Below are 15,806 nucleotides of genomic sequence, written 5' to 3' on the forward strand. Positions count from 1 at the left end.
ATCACGAGTCTTCTCTTATCAATTTACCAAAGTTTCAGACTAGGAGCAATTCAATTAAAACTAAAGACATATCTGATTCAGCATGAACTGCGCAGCTAGAATATCCTTGCTATAATAGAAAAAAGTGAAGGTGAGGTACATCCATGAAATATGATTGGAAAAAAGAGGAGAAGTTTTTATATGGTGTAAAAAAATTACCGCAAGTAGTCACAGTCCCGCCGCAAAAATTTATTACGATCAAAGGAGTAGGCGACCCCAATAAGCAAGCTTTTTCAGAGCGGGTTGGAGTGTTATATCCAACTGCTTGGAAAATCAAGATGGGCTTCAAAAAATTTTATCAGCTCCATCCAGAGCAACAAAAGGATTTTGAATACGCTGAGTTTGCGATCTTTCCTTTAGAGGGAATCTGGTCCACCAAAAATGTGGAAGACATTACTGATAAGGATAGTTTTGAATATCGGATCATGTTACGGCAGCCAAACTGGATCACCCAAGAAATGTTTGAGGCCGCAGTCGCTGCAGTGGCAAAGAAAGAACCCAATGACTTATTAAATAAACTTTCTTTTGAGACGATCGAAGATGGCAAATGCCTGCAAGTATTGCATCGTGGTTCCTTCGACGATGAACCGGCAACGTTTCAAAAGTTGGATCAATTCGCTGAAGCCAATGGATTAAAGCGAAAAAGTTACTCTCATCGAGAAATTTATCTCAATGATGCTCGCAAAACAGCACCTGAAAAACGTCAGACGATTTTACGCTATCAAATTGAATAAAAAAGAGGCCCTATCGAAATTATTCATGAAGTGTTTCGCTTTTTTCTCACAAGCACAATTTTCGTCTTCTATCCACCTTTCTAGTATAGTGGCTCTGAGGGAGGTGGAGACATGGAAAATCTTATTTTGCTGGGACATATTCTTTTTGGGATTGCTTCTTTTGTTGGCGCTTTATTATTGACGATCGGTTTTAGAAATACTTTTGCCAATCTGACAACGATCCAAAAATCCGGTATTGTTTTAACTGTGGCAAGTCTTTTTGGAACAATCGCTTTTGCGATGTTGACGAAGGGAAATATCGTAGGCGCAGGACTATTTATTGTTTTAGGATTAGCGATGTGTTGGTTGCTAGTAGTACCAAAAGCCGTGAAAGAATAAAAACGCAGGTGTTCAGAAGGGACCTTCTGAACACCTTTTTTTCTATCTAAGAGGGGAGACTTTTTACACAGTTACCTTCTAGCTGGCTGCATAAACTAAATTATTCAACAAAAAAACCGTTAGGAAAATGAATTCCTAACGGTTTAAAAATATCACAGGAGGGATTCGAACCCCCGACCGTCCGCTTAGAAGGCGGATGCTCTATCCGGCTGAGCTACTGTGACAGTAGTTTTGCAACAATTGCTATTATAGAAAAACTACACACGCTTGTCAATCCTAATCAGTTATTTTACTGATTCAAATAGATATTCTTTGATCAGCTTCAACGTTTTCGGATTTTCGATTAGTGAACCGTGATTGGCTTGCTCATTGACGATGATTTCTTTATATTTTTCACTATCGCCATAAATCAGGCGGCCAGCTAAGACGCTAGTCAAAGGAACGGTAGTGTCCGTGTTTTGGTTATCTACGTTACCGGCAATATTATAGACCGTTATGTTTTTAGGGATATTCTGCTTATTTTTCAAGTAATACTTCAACAAGTTGCTCTCATCCTTTGGTTTGGTGAAGGTCGAGCTGTTTTCGTTGTAGTCCCATGAGGTATCGTTGTACGGAGTCCCTAATGTAATCAAATGATAGAGTGCAGGATCGTTACTCTTTTGCTCATTTTCCAAGTAGCCGGTAATAATCAATCCGCCGTTAGAATAACCTAAGTAGTCATAGGTATTGAAAGTATAATGTTTCTCAGCATACTCCAAGGCCTTTTGAAACCACCGTGCTTGTTTAGGCAAAGAAGGGTTAGAGCCGTCTTCGAAAGCAATCGCGATGATTGGCCGTTTCGTCTCTTTCGTAAATTGTCCAGATGATGTAATGGAATCATCTTTGTTAACCGTGATTTTTATTTCATCAACATTTTTTTCTGTTTCTTTTAGAGAATTCACTAGACTATCAAAGCGATCGACATCGCCATTTGTACCAGGTACCATGATTACTGGTGCGGGGATAGCCAAGGGGGGTTCAATTTTTTTCGAGGCATGAGCGGAATCTTTCGTTTTAAATAGAACAATTCCGACAAAACACACTATGACGATTGATATGATGATTCCTATTTTCTTTTTCATAGGAAATTCCTCCATTTCAGTTCCTTAGTGTACGCCGAATTTTTTCAGGTACAAGTAAAAAGACGGAAATTCAAAAAAGTTTCAAATTTCCGTCTTATCTATTAGTTATTTTTCGAAATTAAAGCAACACCGTCACCCAATGGCAATAAGGTGGAGGTTAGCTCGGGAGATTTTGTAACTTCTTCTAAGAATTCATTCAAATGACGATGGATCGCACGATTTTTTCGTGGGATTTCTTCGATGTCTTTCAACACGGTGCCGGCTTGGAAAATATCATCTACCATCAGCACACCGTTATCAGCTAGTAAACGTAAGCATTCTGGTAAGAAGGCGATGTATTTAGCTTTGGCACTGTCCATAAAGATAAAATCATAAGGACCTTCCAGTGTGCTCAGTAAATCAGCAGCGTCTCCCTCAAGTAAAGTGACTTGATCAGTCAAGCCTAGTTTTTCAAAGTTCGCTTTGGCTTTTTCAATCATCACTGGGAACCGATCGATCGTGGTGATTTTAGCCTCTTTACCAATGGATTCAGCCATTAAACTAGCTGAGAAGCCGATGGCAGTCCCGATTTCTAACACGTTTTTTGGTTGTTTTTGTTTCAATAGGAATTGCAGGAAGACGACGGTTTCGTGGGGAATCACCGGCACACCATTTTCATGAGCCAATTCTTCCAACGCTCCTAATTTTCCAGTCAATTGCTTTTGCTCCGTTCGCAAGTAATGCAAAATATCTTCATTAATAATTGGACGGTACATCATCTCGTTACGCATTTATTTGGCCTCTTTCTCTAATAATTTTCCTAAGGTGATCCAGTCTTTGGTGATCTTCTCACTTAATGAGCGATTATAAAAAATCGCCGCCGGATGAAACAAGGGAACGACGGTGTATTCTTTTTCAGATGGTTGGTAACGATCTTGTGCTTTGCTTAGCTCTAACACTGGTCCGTGATAAACGGTCCCATGACTTTCGCTGATCTGCCATTTTGGTCCTAGCAGCCGTTGTAAACCGATGTTGCCTAGCGTGGCAACAATCGTCGGTTGGACCTGTGACAATTCATAATCTAAAAGCGGTGCGTGAGCTAAGATTTCTTTTTTGTTTGGCGTTCGATTCGGATAAACACGTTCATTTTTCTGCGTTCGTTTATTCAAACGCTCCAACACTTTATAGGGACGACTTCTGACGGCACTCGTAATATAAGTATTTTCTCGGGTGAGGCCAATCGATTCCATCGCTTGAATCAGTTCTTTGCCGGCGGCACCAGAAAAGGGGATGTGGTTCTCGACTTCTTTTCGACCAGGTGCTTCCCCCACTAACATCAGTTTCGGATGAATAGGTCCTTGCCCTGCAATAAAACCTTCTAGTTGAAAGCCCTTTGAACGTTCTGCTACTAGGTCAACTAAACCTGTTGGATAGTCCATCATTATCACCTCGCCTTATTATAGTAGAAAAAAGCTGGCGCCACGTCAATAATTAATCATTGACTTGACCTATCTTTTTTAGTAGAATATGAATGTTGTAATTGTGGAACCCACAGCTACAACCGCACAGAACAAGTAGTAAGTACTTCGGTCACTTGGGATGGCGAGTCTAAGTATAAATAATAAGGAGGTGCCACAAGCATGTACGCAATCATCAAAACTGGCGGTAAACAAATCAAAGTTGAAGAAGGTCAAGCAGTCTACATTGAAAAATTAGACGTTGAAGCTGGCGAAAAAGTTGTCTTCGACCAAGTCGTTTTAGTAGGCGGCGAATCTACCAAAGTAGGAGCTCCTATCGTTGAAGGTGCAACTGTTGAAGGAACTGTAGAAAAACACGGCAAACAAAAGAAAGTCGTAACTTTCAAATACAAACCTAAAAAACATTCACACCGTAAACAAGGTCATCGTCAACCTTACACTAAAGTTGTCATTGACTCAATCAAAGCATAAAAAAGAAGGTGCCTAAGTTGATCAAAGGTACATTCACTCGAAACCAAGCGGGTCTAATCAGTGAATTTACGCTGACCGGCCATGCTGAAGCAGGTCCTTACGGTAGCGATATCGTCTGTGCCGCCGTTTCCGCGTTAGCCATCAGTACTGTAAATAGCTTGGATGCACTAGCGGGTGTCATTCCGAACATCGAAACCAATGATGATGAAGGTGGTTACCTTCATGTTTCAATGGAAATAAATGATTCTTTGACCCAAGAGCAGATGAATATCTCGCAAATTTTGCTAGAGCATTTATTGTTAGGCTTGCAATCAATCGAAAAAGACTATTTGGATTTCATCGAAGTCCAAACAGAATCTAAATCATAGGAGGTGCAGCTCATGTTAATGAATATGAACTTACAATTATTCGCCCACAAAAAAGGTGGCGGTTCAACATCTAACGGACGTGATTCAGAATCAAAACGTTTAGGCGCTAAACGTGCTGACGGTCAAACTGTTACTGGTGGATCAATTCTTTACCGTCAACGTGGTACTAAAATTTTCCCTGGTGTTAATGTTGGTATCGGTGGCGATGACACATTGTTTGCTAAAGTTGACGGTGTAGTACGTTTCGAACGTAAAGGCCGCGACAAAAAACAAGTGTCTGTTTACCCAGTCGCTCAAGAAGCTTAATAACTTAAAAGTCTTAATCCTGTTTTCAGGGTTGGGACTTTTTTTGTTTATTCGTAGCAATTATTCGCTTCTTTTCACTTGTTCATTTAATATTAACTATGGAATAAATGAGAGGTGTTTTTATGGACAAGAAAGAACATACGATTTTAGTATTTGGGCGAATCGCATCAACGCTCTCTGTATTGATGTATGTTTCCTACATCCCGCAGATTATGAATAACTTGGCGGGAAATAAGGGAAATCCGATTCAACCAATGGTAGCAATGATTAACTGTATCTTTTGGGTGATCTATGCTTCCATGCAAAAGAAAAAAGATGTACCCATTATTATCGCGAATGTGCCAGGTGTCATTTTAGGTGCGATCACGTTTGTTACCGCAATTATTTAACATAAAACCAGTCAGAGCAGACCCGAAGCTTTGACTGGTTTTTAGTTTGTCTAAAAGCAAATACTTGGTAATATTTTTATTTGATTTTTTATAAAGTTTAATTGAAGAAAATGGGATAAGACTTTGTGAAAGGATGTTGTTTTCCCTTGTATAAAAAGCTAGAATGAGGGGTAAGAATGTCCTAAGAAAGTTAATTCAGTTTTGCGATTTATTTAACAAAATTAGTTGAATGATATACGGCATTCGAATGAAACTCATTTTTCGTGAGAAAAATGAATCCATTGAAACGAATAAGGATGTCAGTTCAACTTTAGCAGTTTACTAATAAGACGAACTGTCTGTAAAATTACTGTTTTAAAAAAAGTGAATGGTTTAGTTGAATGATAAACGGCATTCGAATGAAACTTATTTTTCATGAGAAAAATGAATCCATTGAAACGAATAAGGATGTCAGTTCAACTTTAGCAGTTTACTAATAAGACGAACCGTCTACAAAATTACTGTTTTAAAAAAAGCGAACGGTTTAGTTGAATGATATACGACATTCGAATAAAACTCATTTTTCGTGAGGAAAATGAATCCATTGAAACGAATAAGGATGTCAGTTCAACTTTAGCAGTTTACTAATAAGACGAATCGTCTGAAAATTACTGTTTAAAAAAAGCGAACGGTTTAGTTGAATGATATACGGCATTCTAATGAAACTTATTTTTCGTGAGAAAAATGAATCCATTGAAACGAATAAGGAGAAAAAATGAAAATTATCGTTTTAGGTGCTGGCAAGGTCGGGAAATCTCTGACGCAGCATTTATCTAATGAAGATTATAATTATGATGTGGTCATCATTGATTTACATGCTGAAAAGGTCGAAGCAATCGTGAATCAGTACGATGTGTTGGGGATCGTCGGTAATGGTGCCACCTACGACATCTTGATGGAAGCAGGAGTCAGTGATGCGGATATTATCATCGCTGTGACTGAAACGGATGAGCTAAATATTTTAGCTTGTTTGATGGCGAAAAAAATGGGTGCTCAAAATTCCATCGCTCGTGTTCGGAATCCTGACTATTTGAAGCAGCGTTCCTTTATGCGGGATCAATTAGGAATTTCTATGATCATCAATCCCGAATTAGAAGCAGCGAATGAAATTCGGCGGATCTTGCTTTTTCCTTCAGCCTTTAAAGTTGATACTTTTGTCAGCGGTAAGATCGAGCTGGCGGAATTTCGGCTAAAAGAAAATACACGTCTAAACGGCGTGCCGTTGAATCGTTTAGTGAAGGTTTCTAAATCGAATGTGTTGATTTGTGCGGTTCGCCGCAAGGAAGAACTGATTATTCCGGATGGGAATTTCGTACTTGAACAGAACGACAGAATTCACGTGATGGGTCAGCATCGAGACTTGGTGCGTTTTTGTCATGATATCAATTTATTTAAACAAAAGACTAAGCGGATCATTATTGTCGGCGGCGGCCGGATCGCATTCTATTTGGCGCGCCAATTGGTTGAGCATGGGATTCAAGTAAAAATTATTGAGAACAATCCGAAGCGTTGCTTAGAGCTTTCAAGAAAGCTGCCTGAGGCGACGATCATTGAATCGGATGGCAGTGATGAAGAGGTATTGATTGAAGAGGGGATCGAATCGATTGATGCCTTAGTCGCGTTAACTGGATTGGATGAAGAAAATATCGTGATCTCGCTTTACGGCAAGCAAATGAATGCGAAAAAAACTGTGGCGAAGGTGACGCGAATGAATTTCGTCCATGTCTTGGACCAATTGGATATCGACAGTGTTATCTCTCCAAAAAATATTATCGCTGGCCATATCTTGCGCTTCATTCGAGCAAAAAATAATAAGGATGATGACAGCAGCGTGAAGACCTTGCATCGATTGGTGAATGATGATGTTGAAGCGATGGAGTTTGTGGTCACGTCTCAGTCAAAATTCCTAGACAAAAAGGTTTCTGAGGTTCACTTGAAGGACAACGTATTGATTGCGGCGATCTCAAGAGAACGTGGTTTTGTTATTCCAAAAGGCGATACCGAAATTCGGTTGAAGGATCATATCGTGATTATTACAACAGATCGAAATATTTGCTGCTTAAATGATCTGGTAAGGAGATAACGATCGATTACTATGAATAAAAAAATGGTTCTATTTACATTAGGCAAATTATTGAAGGTGGAGGCGGGGCTATTATTATTGCCACTATTAGTCTCGTTGATTTATCAAGAAAAGGTAACCACTTCCTATGCCTTCGTATCAATATTCGTTTTTTTAGTAGGATTTTTATTGTGTCGAAAGACGCCTAAAAATCGAAACATTTATGCGAAAGAGGGCTTCTTCATCGTTGGGGTCAGCTGGTGTTTACTGTCGCTTTTTGGAGCATTGCCTTTCGTTTTGACTGGTGAGATTCCTTCCTTTACCAATGCTTTCTTTGAAACAGTCTCTGGTTTTACGACGACTGGTTCATCGATATTATCGACGCTTGAAGGTATGAGTCACGCGAGTTTATTTTGGCGTAGCTTTACCCATTGGGTCGGTGGGATGGGGATCTTGGTCTTTACCGTTGCCTTTATTCCATTGGCCTCTGGTCGGACGATGCATATTTTGAAAGCCGAGATGCCAGGGCCAGTGATTGGCAAATTGGTGTCTAAGGTACGGGTCACCGCCCGCATACTCTATGTCATTTATGGCGCTTTGACGGTACTCCAGATTGTTTTATTAATCATCGGAGGAATGCCGGTTTTCGATAGCATGCTGAATTCTTTTGCGACTGCTGGAACGGGTGGCTTTTCTGTTACTGATGCAGGAATCGCTGGATATAATAGTGCCTATATTGATGGTGTGATCACGGTCTTCATGATTCTCTTTGGAATTAATTTTAACCTGATTTATTTCTTTATTATTGGAAAAATCATTCCGGTATTGAAAAGTGAAGAACTAAGAGGCTATTTGACAACTATCGCGGTAGCAACAATTCTAATTACCGTGAATATCGCTTCACAGTATCCTTCATACTTGAAAGCTTTTCGTTATGCCGTTTTTCAAGTGGCATCGATCATTACGACGACAGGCTTTGCTACGGCAGATTATGATTTGTGGCCGATGTTTTCTCAAGTGATCTTGCTATCTTTAATGTTTATTGGCGCTTGTGCTGGTTCCACAGGCGGGGGGATCAAAGTTTCGCGGATCATGATGCTCTCGAAGCATGCTCTGCAAGAGTTAAAACGGATTTTACATTCTCGGACAGTCACTACCTTGAATTTTGAAGGAGAGGCGATTGCGCCTAAGACGATCAGCAATATCCATTCGTATTTAGTTCTGTATTTGTTAGTATTTGCTAGCTCATTACTGATTATTTCTTTGGAGAATGTTGATTTCCATACGACTTTTTCAGCAGTGGCGACCTGTATCAATAATGTTGGACCGGGCTTCAACGGCGTCGGTCCCACCCATAATTTTGGCTTTTTATCCAATCTTTCTAAATGGACCTTATCCTTTGCCATGTTAGCTGGACGGTTGGAAATCTTTCCGATATTGATTCTCTTTTCAAAATCCTTCTGGCGAAGTTAACGCAATAGAAGCAGCCGACTTCTTTTGACCAATTCTTTGCTGTAAACGATTCTCAGACTGATTGTTTGGTTTTTGCTTGTTCTGGCTTTCTTTCTATCAAAGCGTATAATTAAGATAGAAAAGCAAAAGGAGTGTTGACGATGGCGGAAACAAAACACAACATTGCTGAGCGGACTTGTGCCAACTGTGCGTATTGGGAAGGACAACGATTGACTGACGAAGCTTTAGGTATCTCTTTCATCAATCCAAATGAAGTTGCGAAGTGTACAAATGAACAAAGTCCAGATCGTTATCAAGAAGTGACGCCGTCTCACTCATGTGATTTTTGGAAAGATGCTGTTTAAATTTGATTTTTTCCTGTCTTCCTAGAAGATGGGATTTTTTTGTTTTTCCGCTTGTTTCGAGCAAAAAGATGGGGAAGTCCAACTTTTTCCTATTTATATAGAAGAAACCAGGTATCTTTTTAGGAAATTAGGAAAGGATAAAAGAAATTGTCGGGATTTATTAAGGAAGTTTTTATAATTCTTGTGAAAAATCAAGAAAATTTCCATTTGTAAAAAATATAGTGTATTATTCTATAACAAATTATTTGACATTTTAACAAAAACTATAGATGATTGATAATAGGAATACACTAATAAAGTAGGTGACTGAATGGAACGACGGATTGACCGCATTTATCGCTTTGTATCAGAGAACGCGAATGTAACAACAAAAGATGTTGCGGATTCTTTAGATATTCAACGAACAAATGCCAGTAAAGATTTAAATTTACTTGTTAAAGAGGGCCAATTGAATAAAAGTGAAGGAAGACCTGTTCGCTATTTTGTTTCGACCCAATCAGTAGAAGTGTCGTTTGATCCAGAACCTGTTCATGATAAAGCCACCAAAATTGAACCGCCAGAGAAAAAAATTCTGAATCATAATACTGGAAATGTTTTTACTCAAATCATTGGCTCGACCGGCAGTATGCGTAACGCTGTGGAGCAGGCGAAGGCGGCCATTTTATACCCGCCACGTGGCTTGAATTGTTTGATTACTGGGCCTACTGGCTCGGGGAAAACCTTTTTTGCTCACGCGATGTTTCAATTTGCTCAAACTGAAGGCACCATTAAAAGTGATTGTGAGCTAGTTGTGTTTAACTGTGCCGATTACGCTAACAATCCGGAACTATTAATGAGTCATTTATTTGGATACGAAAAGGGAGCCTTTACGGGAGCGGATACCGACAAAGATGGACTGATCCAGCAAGCGGACGGTGGAATGCTGTTCTTAGATGAAATTCATCGCTTGCCTCCTGAAGGCCAGGAAATGATTTTTTATTTTATGGATCATGGTACGTATAGTCGTTTAGGAGAAACGGGGAAAAACCGTTTCGCAAATGTTCGGATCGTTGGAGCGACTACAGAAGATCCTCATTCCTCTTTATTGGATACCTTCGTTCGAAGAATTCCGATCAATATCCAGATGCCAGCCTTCAGTAGTCGTCCAGCTGCAGAGCAATTGGATTTGGTTCGGGTGATGGTAGCGATGGAAGCCAATCGAATTCAGCGCAAGATCACTTTGACTGAAGATGTGGTAAAGGCACTTCTTGGCAGCGTCTCTTATGGAAATGTCGGCCAATTAAAATCAAATGTTCAATTGATTTGCGCCCGTGGTTTTATGAACCACATGATGCAAGAGGAAATCCCTATCACATTGAATGATTTGACGGAAGGAATCAAAGCCGGCTTAGTCCAGCTTTCTGCCGATCGAATCAAAACGACGGATATCTCACCGTATCTTGAACCAGAGATGGTAGTCACTCCGAATGAAATCGATGAATTGATTAAGACGGATACTTATGAGTTGCCTTATAATTTGTACGATATCATTGGCGATAAGGCCGCGTTATTGAAAACGGAAGGTTTGGATCAAGAAACGATCAATCATTTTATCTCAACGGATATCAATGTTCATTTGAAATCATTTTATAAAGATCACGGCTTTACCTTCGATACGGAAACACGTTTAACGGAATTTGTCGATAAGCATGTGATTGATACGAGCAATAAAATCGCTGCCCTTGTAGGTGAACGACTAGAAACTCATTTTCAACAGAACTTTATTTATGCGATGAGCCTGCATATTTCTTCGTTCTTGAAAAAAATCCATGTTGGTGAGACTCGTGAGACGAATGATAATATTCGTGAGATGGCCAAAGACTATCCGACAGAATTTGCGGTAGCTCGTGAGATTCGGCGTTTAGTTGAACAGGAATTCCAAGTGATTATTCCAGAGAGCGAAGATTATTATTTAACGGTCTTACTGGTTTCATTGCGCGAGGATCAATCTTCAGGCAAGATTGGTGTGGTTGTGGCGGCACATGGAAATAGTACGGCGTCATCGATGGCGCAAGTCGTTCGCGAGTTGCTAGATGTCACGAATATCAACGCAGTGGATATGCCGCTAGATATGCATCCACGGGTGGCCTATGAAAAAATGCGAGAAGCAGTCACGCAAATTGATGACGGTAGCGGCGTTTTGATTATGGTAGATATGGGATCACTTGCTACTTTTAATGAAGAGATTCGAAAGGACACAGGGGTAGAGGTTCGAACCTTAGACATGGTGACGACGCCCTTATTGATTGAAGCCGCACGCAAATCCAGTGTACTCGGTTCTGGTGTGGATGAGTTGTATGAATCCTTGCAAGGCTTTCGCGGCTATGGGCACGTAAGTCAAGAAAATGAGGAAGTCAGTGAGAAACAGGCGATTTTGGCCGTCTGTGCTTCAGGTGAAGGAACAGCGCAACGTTTGAAGGAAATTATTGAACGCCCATTGAAGCAGCGCAATTTAAAACATATCGAAGTGCTGACTTTGGCGGTAGGAGATATAAAAACCAAAGTCCCTGTCTTTAAAGAAGAATACAAAATTATCGCAACGACTGGAATTGTTGATCCTAAGGTCGGTGCTCCTTATATCCCAATGGAAAAATTTATCAACCAAAAAGCGGAGCAAGTCATTGACGAATTGTTATTAGAAAATGATTTAGCAGATCAAGGTGAAGTCGTCTTAGATGCTAAGCAGGCGCGAGAATTGTGTGTCAAATTTATGGAAGAGAGCTTTACGTTTGTCAATCCTAGCAAGATCATTGAGCCTTTATGGCATTTAGCTACGACGGTTATCGAGAATAATGGGAATTCCTCGGACTATGCTTTGATGGTGAACTTCGTCATGCATATGGCTGGAACGATTGAGCGTGGAATTTTACAGCAGCCGTTGAAAGTCGATGAAGAATCTAAAAAAATCTATCAGAAAGTAACGGATAATAAAGTAATGAATCGAGGGTTGAACGAATTAGAGAGTCAGCTTCGGATTTCGATTCCCACCTCAGAGCGTTACTATATTTATCAATTACTCAAAAATCATGAAGAAGTAATCGCATAATAAATACACAAAAAAGGATACAGTATACTGTATCCTTTTTTGTGTATCGTTTAAAAGCTGATAACTAAAGAATTTCTTGCTAGTGTATTTTGGCACGGCAATTGCTTTATATTAAGTGAGTAGCTGTGTGTCAGTGTACTCTTAATTTGTAGCACAAGTCTTTTAGCATCGGAGCCTTGTATTAGTTGTAGGAGGTGGTGGGATGGTAATGGATATACGCCTCACTCGGATCGATGATCGTTTGATCCATGGTCAAGTAGCTACCGCATGGTCAAAGGCAACTGGAATTGAACGGATTTTAGTAGTCAGTGACGAAGTGGCTAATGATGAGTTGCGAAAATTCCTATTAAAACAAGCCGCTCCACCAGGTATCAAGTCTAATGTTGTCACAAAAAGAAAATTGGTAGAGGTTTATCAAGATCATTTGTTTGATGGAATGAAGATCATGCTACTATTTGCTTCTCCGCAGGATGTGTTAGAAGTGGTCCAAGCGGGCGTTGATTTGAAGGCAGTCAATATCGGTGGTATGCGTTTTTGCGAAGGGAAAAAGATGATCACAAACTTTATTTCCATGAATGAGGACGATATTGCTTGTTTCAGCACTTTAGCTGAACTAGGAGTCGAGTTGGAAGTACGACAAGTACCTACAGACCGCAAAACAGATCTAATGCAATTGATCAAAAAAAGAAAAGATGCTGCAACAACTTAATTTTGGTTACAGGTTTTTAGAACTTATTTATATTTTTGAGCTGTAACAATACTAATAGGAGGTAAAGAGATGGTAGGAATTATCATTGCTAGTCATGGCGAATTCGCTAATGGTATCTTGCAATCCGGAGCGATGATCTTTGGAGAACAAGAAAACGTCAAAGCTGTAACTTTGATGCCCAGTGAAGGACCTGATGACGTTAAAGCAAAAATGAAGGAAGCAATCGCCTCTTTCGAAAACCAAGACGAAGTATTATTCTTAGTCGATCTTTGGGGTGGAACTCCTTTCAACCAAGCCAATAGCTTGTTTGAAGAACACAAAGATTCATGGGCAATCGTTGCTGGTATGAACTTACCGATGTTGATCGAAGCGTATGCTTCACGTTTCTCAATGGAAACGGCACATGAAATCGCTGCACATATTTTAGGCACAGCTAAAGAAGGGGTTAGAGTTCGTCCTGAAGAACTTGAACCAGCTGAAGCTACTCCAACAGCTGCAACAGCTGCACAACCATCAAATGCTGGACAACCCGGCAAATTCTCTTATGTTTTGGCACGTGTTGACTCTCGTTTATTACATGGACAAGTAGCAACTGTCTGGACTAAGACAACTGGTCCAACTCGTATTATTGTTGTTTCTGATGAAGTGGCAAAAGATGAACTTCGTAAGAGTTTAATCCAACAAGCTGCTCCTCCAGGTGTAAAAGCACACGTGGTGCCAGTGGACAAGATGATCGAACTTGCAAAAGATGATAAACATTTTGGTGGACAAAAAGCATTACTACTTTTTGAAAACCCAGAAGACGCTCTTAGAGCAGTTGAAGGCGGCGTTGAATTGAAAGAAATCAACGTTGGATCAATGGCTCATTCACCTGGTAAAGTGCAACCGAATAAAGTATTGGCGTTTAACCAAACTGATATCGATACTTTCAACAAATTGAAAGCTAAAGGTATTACTTTTGATGTTCGTAAAGTACCAAGTGATTCAAAAGGAAATATGGATGAAATTCTTAAAAAAGCTCAAGAAGAGCTGAATAAACAAAAATAGTCCAAATTATTATAAGAAAACGGAGGATTAATAATCATGGAATTAAATTTTATTCAAATGATTTTAGTCGTTATCGTTGCATTTTTAGCTGGTATGGAAGGTATCTTGGATGAATTCCATTTTCACCAACCAGTTATTGCTTGTACGTTAATCGGCTTGGTAACAGGTAACTTAATACCTTGTGTAATCTTGGGTGGTACATTACAAATGATCGCTTTAGGTTGGGCAAATATCGGTGCAGCTGTAGCGCCAGATGCTGCTTTAGCCTCTATCGCATCTGCAATTATTTTAGTATTAGGTGGACAAGGTCGTGCTGGAGTTTCTTCTGCCATCGCAATCGCTGTTCCTCTAGCTGTCGCTGGTTTACTATTAACTATTATCTGTCGTACAATCGCAACTGCATTCGTTCATTTAATGGATGCCGCAGCGAAAGAAGGAAATATCCGTATGGTAGAATTATGGCACATCATTGCCATTGCCATGCAAGGTGTTCGTATTGCAATTCCTGCTGCTTTAATCTTAGCAGTTGGTGAAGGTCCTGTACGTGGTTTATTAGAATCTATGCCTACATGGTTAACAGATGGCTTGGCAATCGGTGGTGGTATGGTTGTTGCCGTTGGTTATGCAATGGTTATCAATATGATGGCTACCCGTGAAGTATGGCCTTTCTTCGCAATTGGTTTTGTTTTAGCAACTGTTTCACAAATTACTCTTATCGGTCTTGGTGCTATCGGTGTAGCTTTAGCTCTTATCTACTTAGCCTTATCTAAACAAGGCGGCGGTTCAGGTAATGGCGGCGGTTCAAATACTGGTGACCCATTAGGCGATATCATCGATAACTACTAAGAAGGAGGAGAACACGAAAATGGCAGAACAAGTTAAGTTAACAAAAAAAGATCGTATTTCTGTTTGGATGCGTTCAACCTTTCTTCAAGGTTCTTGGAACTATGAACGTATGCAAAATGGTGGTTGGGCATTCTCAATGATCCCAGCGATCAAAAGATTATATAAAACTAAAGAAGACCGTGCCGCAGCCTTGACTCGTCACTTGGAATTCTTTAATACTCACCCATATGTTGCTTCACCAATTATCGGTGTTACTTTGGCACTTGAAGAAGAACGTGCTAATGGTGCCCCAGTTGATGACGTAACGATTCAAGGGGTTAAAGTTGGTATGATGGGGCCTCTAGCAGGTATTGGGGATCCAGTCTTCTGGTTCACTGTTAAACCTATTTTGGGAGCTCTAGCTGCATCACTTGCAATCAGTGGTAATATCTTAGGTCCAATCATTTATTTCGTTGGATGGAATATTATTCGTATGGCATTCATGTGGTATACACAAGAATTCGGCTACAAAGCTGGCTCTCGTATTACTGAGGACTTGTCTGGTGGATTACTACAAGATATTACAAAAGGTGCTTCTATTTTAGGGATGTTTATCCTTGGTTCATTGGTAAACCGTTGGGTATCAATCAAGTTTGCACCAGTTGTATCTACTGTCAAACTGGATAAAGGTGCTTACATTGAATGGGATAAATTACCTTCAGGTGCCCAAGGAATCAAAGAAGCCTTACAACAACAAGCTTCAGGATTATCATTAGATAGTTCTAAAGTAACGACTTTACAAGACAACTTGGATTCATTAATTCCAGGGCTTGCTGCGTTACTATTAACTTTATTCTGTATGTGGTTATTGAAGAAAAAAGTTTCTCCAATCATCATTATTTTGGGCTTGTTCGTAGTTGGTATTGTATTCCACCTAATTGGACTAATGTAGAAATTTT

General features: G+C 39.9%; 17 protein-coding genes, 1 tRNA gene and 1 other annotated feature. Of the genes, 14 read left to right on the forward strand and 4 right to left on the reverse strand.

The features are described from left to right. Positions 1-143 precede the first annotated feature (143 nt). On the forward strand, positions 144-773 hold the full coding sequence (locus RV00_RS00835; RefSeq protein WP_071860712.1) for a GyrI-like domain-containing protein: 630 nt from the start codon (positions 144-146) through the stop codon (positions 771-773). A gap of 111 nt (positions 774-884) precedes the next feature. Beyond that, positions 885-1,151 (forward strand): Na+-transporting malonate decarboxylase, carboxybiotin decarboxylase subunit, madB, encoded by a 267-nt coding sequence (locus RV00_RS00840; RefSeq protein WP_071860713.1) that lies wholly within the window; start codon positions 885-887, stop codon positions 1,149-1,151. Between the two features lie 150 nt (positions 1,152-1,301). Here the strand turns inward: RV00_RS00840 and RV00_RS00845 are convergent. The 4 genes from RV00_RS00845 to RV00_RS00860 all read right to left on the reverse strand — a co-directional run bounded on the left by RV00_RS00845 (position 1,302) and on the right by RV00_RS00860 (position 3,690). Then, positions 1,302-1,375 (reverse strand) — tRNA-Arg (locus tag RV00_RS00845). A 60-nt stretch (positions 1,376-1,435) separates the two neighbouring features. After that, positions 1,436-2,272 carry an alpha/beta hydrolase gene (locus RV00_RS00850; protein ID WP_071860714.1) on the reverse strand — a complete coding sequence of 279 codons (837 nt, stop codon included), beginning with the start codon at positions 2,270-2,272 and terminating at the stop codon, positions 1,436-1,438. Positions 2,273-2,373: 101 nt separating this feature from the next. Continuing rightward, positions 2,374-3,042 (reverse strand): O-methyltransferase, encoded by a 669-nt coding sequence (locus RV00_RS00855; protein WP_071860715.1) that lies wholly within the window; start codon positions 3,040-3,042, stop codon positions 2,374-2,376. Next, entirely contained in the window at positions 3,043-3,690 is a 648-nt protein-coding gene (locus RV00_RS00860) for a uracil-DNA glycosylase (protein ID WP_071861034.1), read from the reverse strand. It abuts the gene before it with no gap. A 110-nt stretch (positions 3,691-3,800) separates the two neighbouring features. Then, positions 3,801-3,871 (forward strand) — a sequence feature (ribosomal protein L21 leader region). A gap of 20 nt (positions 3,872-3,891) precedes the next feature. Between RV00_RS00860 and rplU the strand changes: the two genes are divergently transcribed. The 12 genes from rplU to RV00_RS00920 all read left to right on the forward strand — a co-directional run bounded on the left by rplU (position 3,892) and on the right by RV00_RS00920 (position 15,799). Beyond that, entirely contained in the window at positions 3,892-4,200 is a 309-nt protein-coding gene (gene rplU, locus RV00_RS00865) for a 50S ribosomal protein L21 (RefSeq protein WP_010740661.1), read from the forward strand. A gap of 17 nt (positions 4,201-4,217) precedes the next feature. Continuing rightward, entirely contained in the window at positions 4,218-4,568 is a 351-nt protein-coding gene (locus RV00_RS00870) for a ribosomal-processing cysteine protease Prp (protein ID WP_071860716.1), read from the forward strand. Between the two features lie 12 nt (positions 4,569-4,580). Next, positions 4,581-4,874, forward strand: a complete 294-nt coding sequence (gene rpmA / locus RV00_RS00875) for a 50S ribosomal protein L27 (protein ID WP_010779981.1) — start codon at positions 4,581-4,583, stop codon at positions 4,872-4,874. A 122-nt stretch (positions 4,875-4,996) separates the two neighbouring features. After that, the gene (locus tag RV00_RS00880) at positions 4,997-5,263 is read left to right on the forward strand and encodes a SemiSWEET family transporter (protein ID WP_071860717.1); all 267 of its coding nucleotides are present in this window, start codon (positions 4,997-4,999) and stop codon (positions 5,261-5,263) included. A gap of 754 nt (positions 5,264-6,017) precedes the next feature. Continuing rightward, a complete protein-coding gene (trkA, locus tag RV00_RS00885) occupies positions 6,018-7,385 on the forward strand; it encodes a Trk system potassium transporter TrkA (RefSeq protein WP_071860718.1) in 1,368 nt (455 codons plus the stop codon). A gap of 12 nt (positions 7,386-7,397) precedes the next feature. Next, the gene (locus tag RV00_RS00890) at positions 7,398-8,837 is read left to right on the forward strand and encodes a TrkH family potassium uptake protein (RefSeq protein ID WP_071860719.1); all 1,440 of its coding nucleotides are present in this window, start codon (positions 7,398-7,400) and stop codon (positions 8,835-8,837) included. A gap of 140 nt (positions 8,838-8,977) precedes the next feature. After that, on the forward strand, positions 8,978-9,181 hold the full coding sequence (locus tag RV00_RS00895; RefSeq protein WP_071860720.1) for a hypothetical protein: 204 nt from the start codon (positions 8,978-8,980) through the stop codon (positions 9,179-9,181). Between the two features lie 310 nt (positions 9,182-9,491). After that, on the forward strand, positions 9,492-12,266 hold the full coding sequence (locus tag RV00_RS00900; protein ID WP_071860721.1) for a sigma-54-dependent transcriptional regulator: 2,775 nt from the start codon (positions 9,492-9,494) through the stop codon (positions 12,264-12,266). A 202-nt stretch (positions 12,267-12,468) separates the two neighbouring features. Continuing rightward, positions 12,469-12,975 (forward strand): PTS sugar transporter subunit IIB, encoded by a 507-nt coding sequence (locus tag RV00_RS00905; RefSeq protein ID WP_071860722.1) that lies wholly within the window; start codon positions 12,469-12,471, stop codon positions 12,973-12,975. A gap of 69 nt (positions 12,976-13,044) precedes the next feature. Further along, on the forward strand, positions 13,045-14,022 hold the full coding sequence (locus tag RV00_RS00910) for a mannose/fructose/sorbose PTS transporter subunit IIA (protein ID WP_071860723.1): 978 nt from the start codon (positions 13,045-13,047) through the stop codon (positions 14,020-14,022). A gap of 36 nt (positions 14,023-14,058) precedes the next feature. Beyond that, entirely contained in the window at positions 14,059-14,868 is an 810-nt protein-coding gene (locus RV00_RS00915; RefSeq protein WP_071860724.1) for a PTS mannose/fructose/sorbose transporter subunit IIC, read from the forward strand. A 19-nt stretch (positions 14,869-14,887) separates the two neighbouring features. Then, positions 14,888-15,799 (forward strand): PTS system mannose/fructose/sorbose family transporter subunit IID, encoded by a 912-nt coding sequence (locus RV00_RS00920; RefSeq protein WP_071860725.1) that lies wholly within the window; start codon positions 14,888-14,890, stop codon positions 15,797-15,799. The last annotated feature ends 7 nt before the right edge of the window (positions 15,800-15,806 follow it).

The organism is Enterococcus devriesei, from assembly GCF_001885905.1.
GTDB lineage: Bacteria > Bacillota > Bacilli > Lactobacillales > Enterococcaceae > Enterococcus_A > Enterococcus_A devriesei.

Bases quoted from the DNA above. Each gene is read 5' to 3' on its own strand.
- RV00_RS00835 (WP_071860712.1), top strand. From the start codon at position 144: ATGAAATATGATTGGAAAAAAGAGGAGAAGTTTTTATATGGTGTAAAA.
- RV00_RS00840 (WP_071860713.1), top strand. From the start codon at position 885: ATGGAAAATCTTATTTTGCTGGGACATATTCTTTTTGGGATTGCTTCT.
- RV00_RS00850 (WP_071860714.1), bottom strand. From the start codon at position 2,272: ATGAAAAAGAAAATAGGAATCATCATATCAATCGTCATAGTGTGTTTT.
- RV00_RS00855 (WP_071860715.1), bottom strand. From the start codon at position 3,042: ATGCGTAACGAGATGATGTACCGTCCAATTATTAATGAAGATATTTTG.
- RV00_RS00860 (WP_071861034.1), bottom strand. From the start codon at position 3,690: ATGGACTATCCAACAGGTTTAGTTGACCTAGTAGCAGAACGTTCAAAG.
- rplU (WP_010740661.1), top strand. From the start codon at position 3,892: ATGTACGCAATCATCAAAACTGGCGGTAAACAAATCAAAGTTGAAGAA.
- rpmA (WP_010779981.1), top strand. From the start codon at position 4,581: ATGTTAATGAATATGAACTTACAATTATTCGCCCACAAAAAAGGTGGC.
- RV00_RS00880 (WP_071860717.1), top strand. From the start codon at position 4,997: ATGGACAAGAAAGAACATACGATTTTAGTATTTGGGCGAATCGCATCA.
- trkA (WP_071860718.1), top strand. From the start codon at position 6,018: ATGAAAATTATCGTTTTAGGTGCTGGCAAGGTCGGGAAATCTCTGACG.
- RV00_RS00890 (WP_071860719.1), top strand. From the start codon at position 7,398: ATGAATAAAAAAATGGTTCTATTTACATTAGGCAAATTATTGAAGGTG.
- RV00_RS00895 (WP_071860720.1), top strand. From the start codon at position 8,978: ATGGCGGAAACAAAACACAACATTGCTGAGCGGACTTGTGCCAACTGT.
- RV00_RS00900 (WP_071860721.1), top strand. From the start codon at position 9,492: ATGGAACGACGGATTGACCGCATTTATCGCTTTGTATCAGAGAACGCG.
- RV00_RS00905 (WP_071860722.1), top strand. From the start codon at position 12,469: ATGGTAATGGATATACGCCTCACTCGGATCGATGATCGTTTGATCCAT.
- RV00_RS00910 (WP_071860723.1), top strand. From the start codon at position 13,045: ATGGTAGGAATTATCATTGCTAGTCATGGCGAATTCGCTAATGGTATC.
- RV00_RS00915 (WP_071860724.1), top strand. From the start codon at position 14,059: ATGGAATTAAATTTTATTCAAATGATTTTAGTCGTTATCGTTGCATTT.
- RV00_RS00920 (WP_071860725.1), top strand. From the start codon at position 14,888: ATGGCAGAACAAGTTAAGTTAACAAAAAAAGATCGTATTTCTGTTTGG.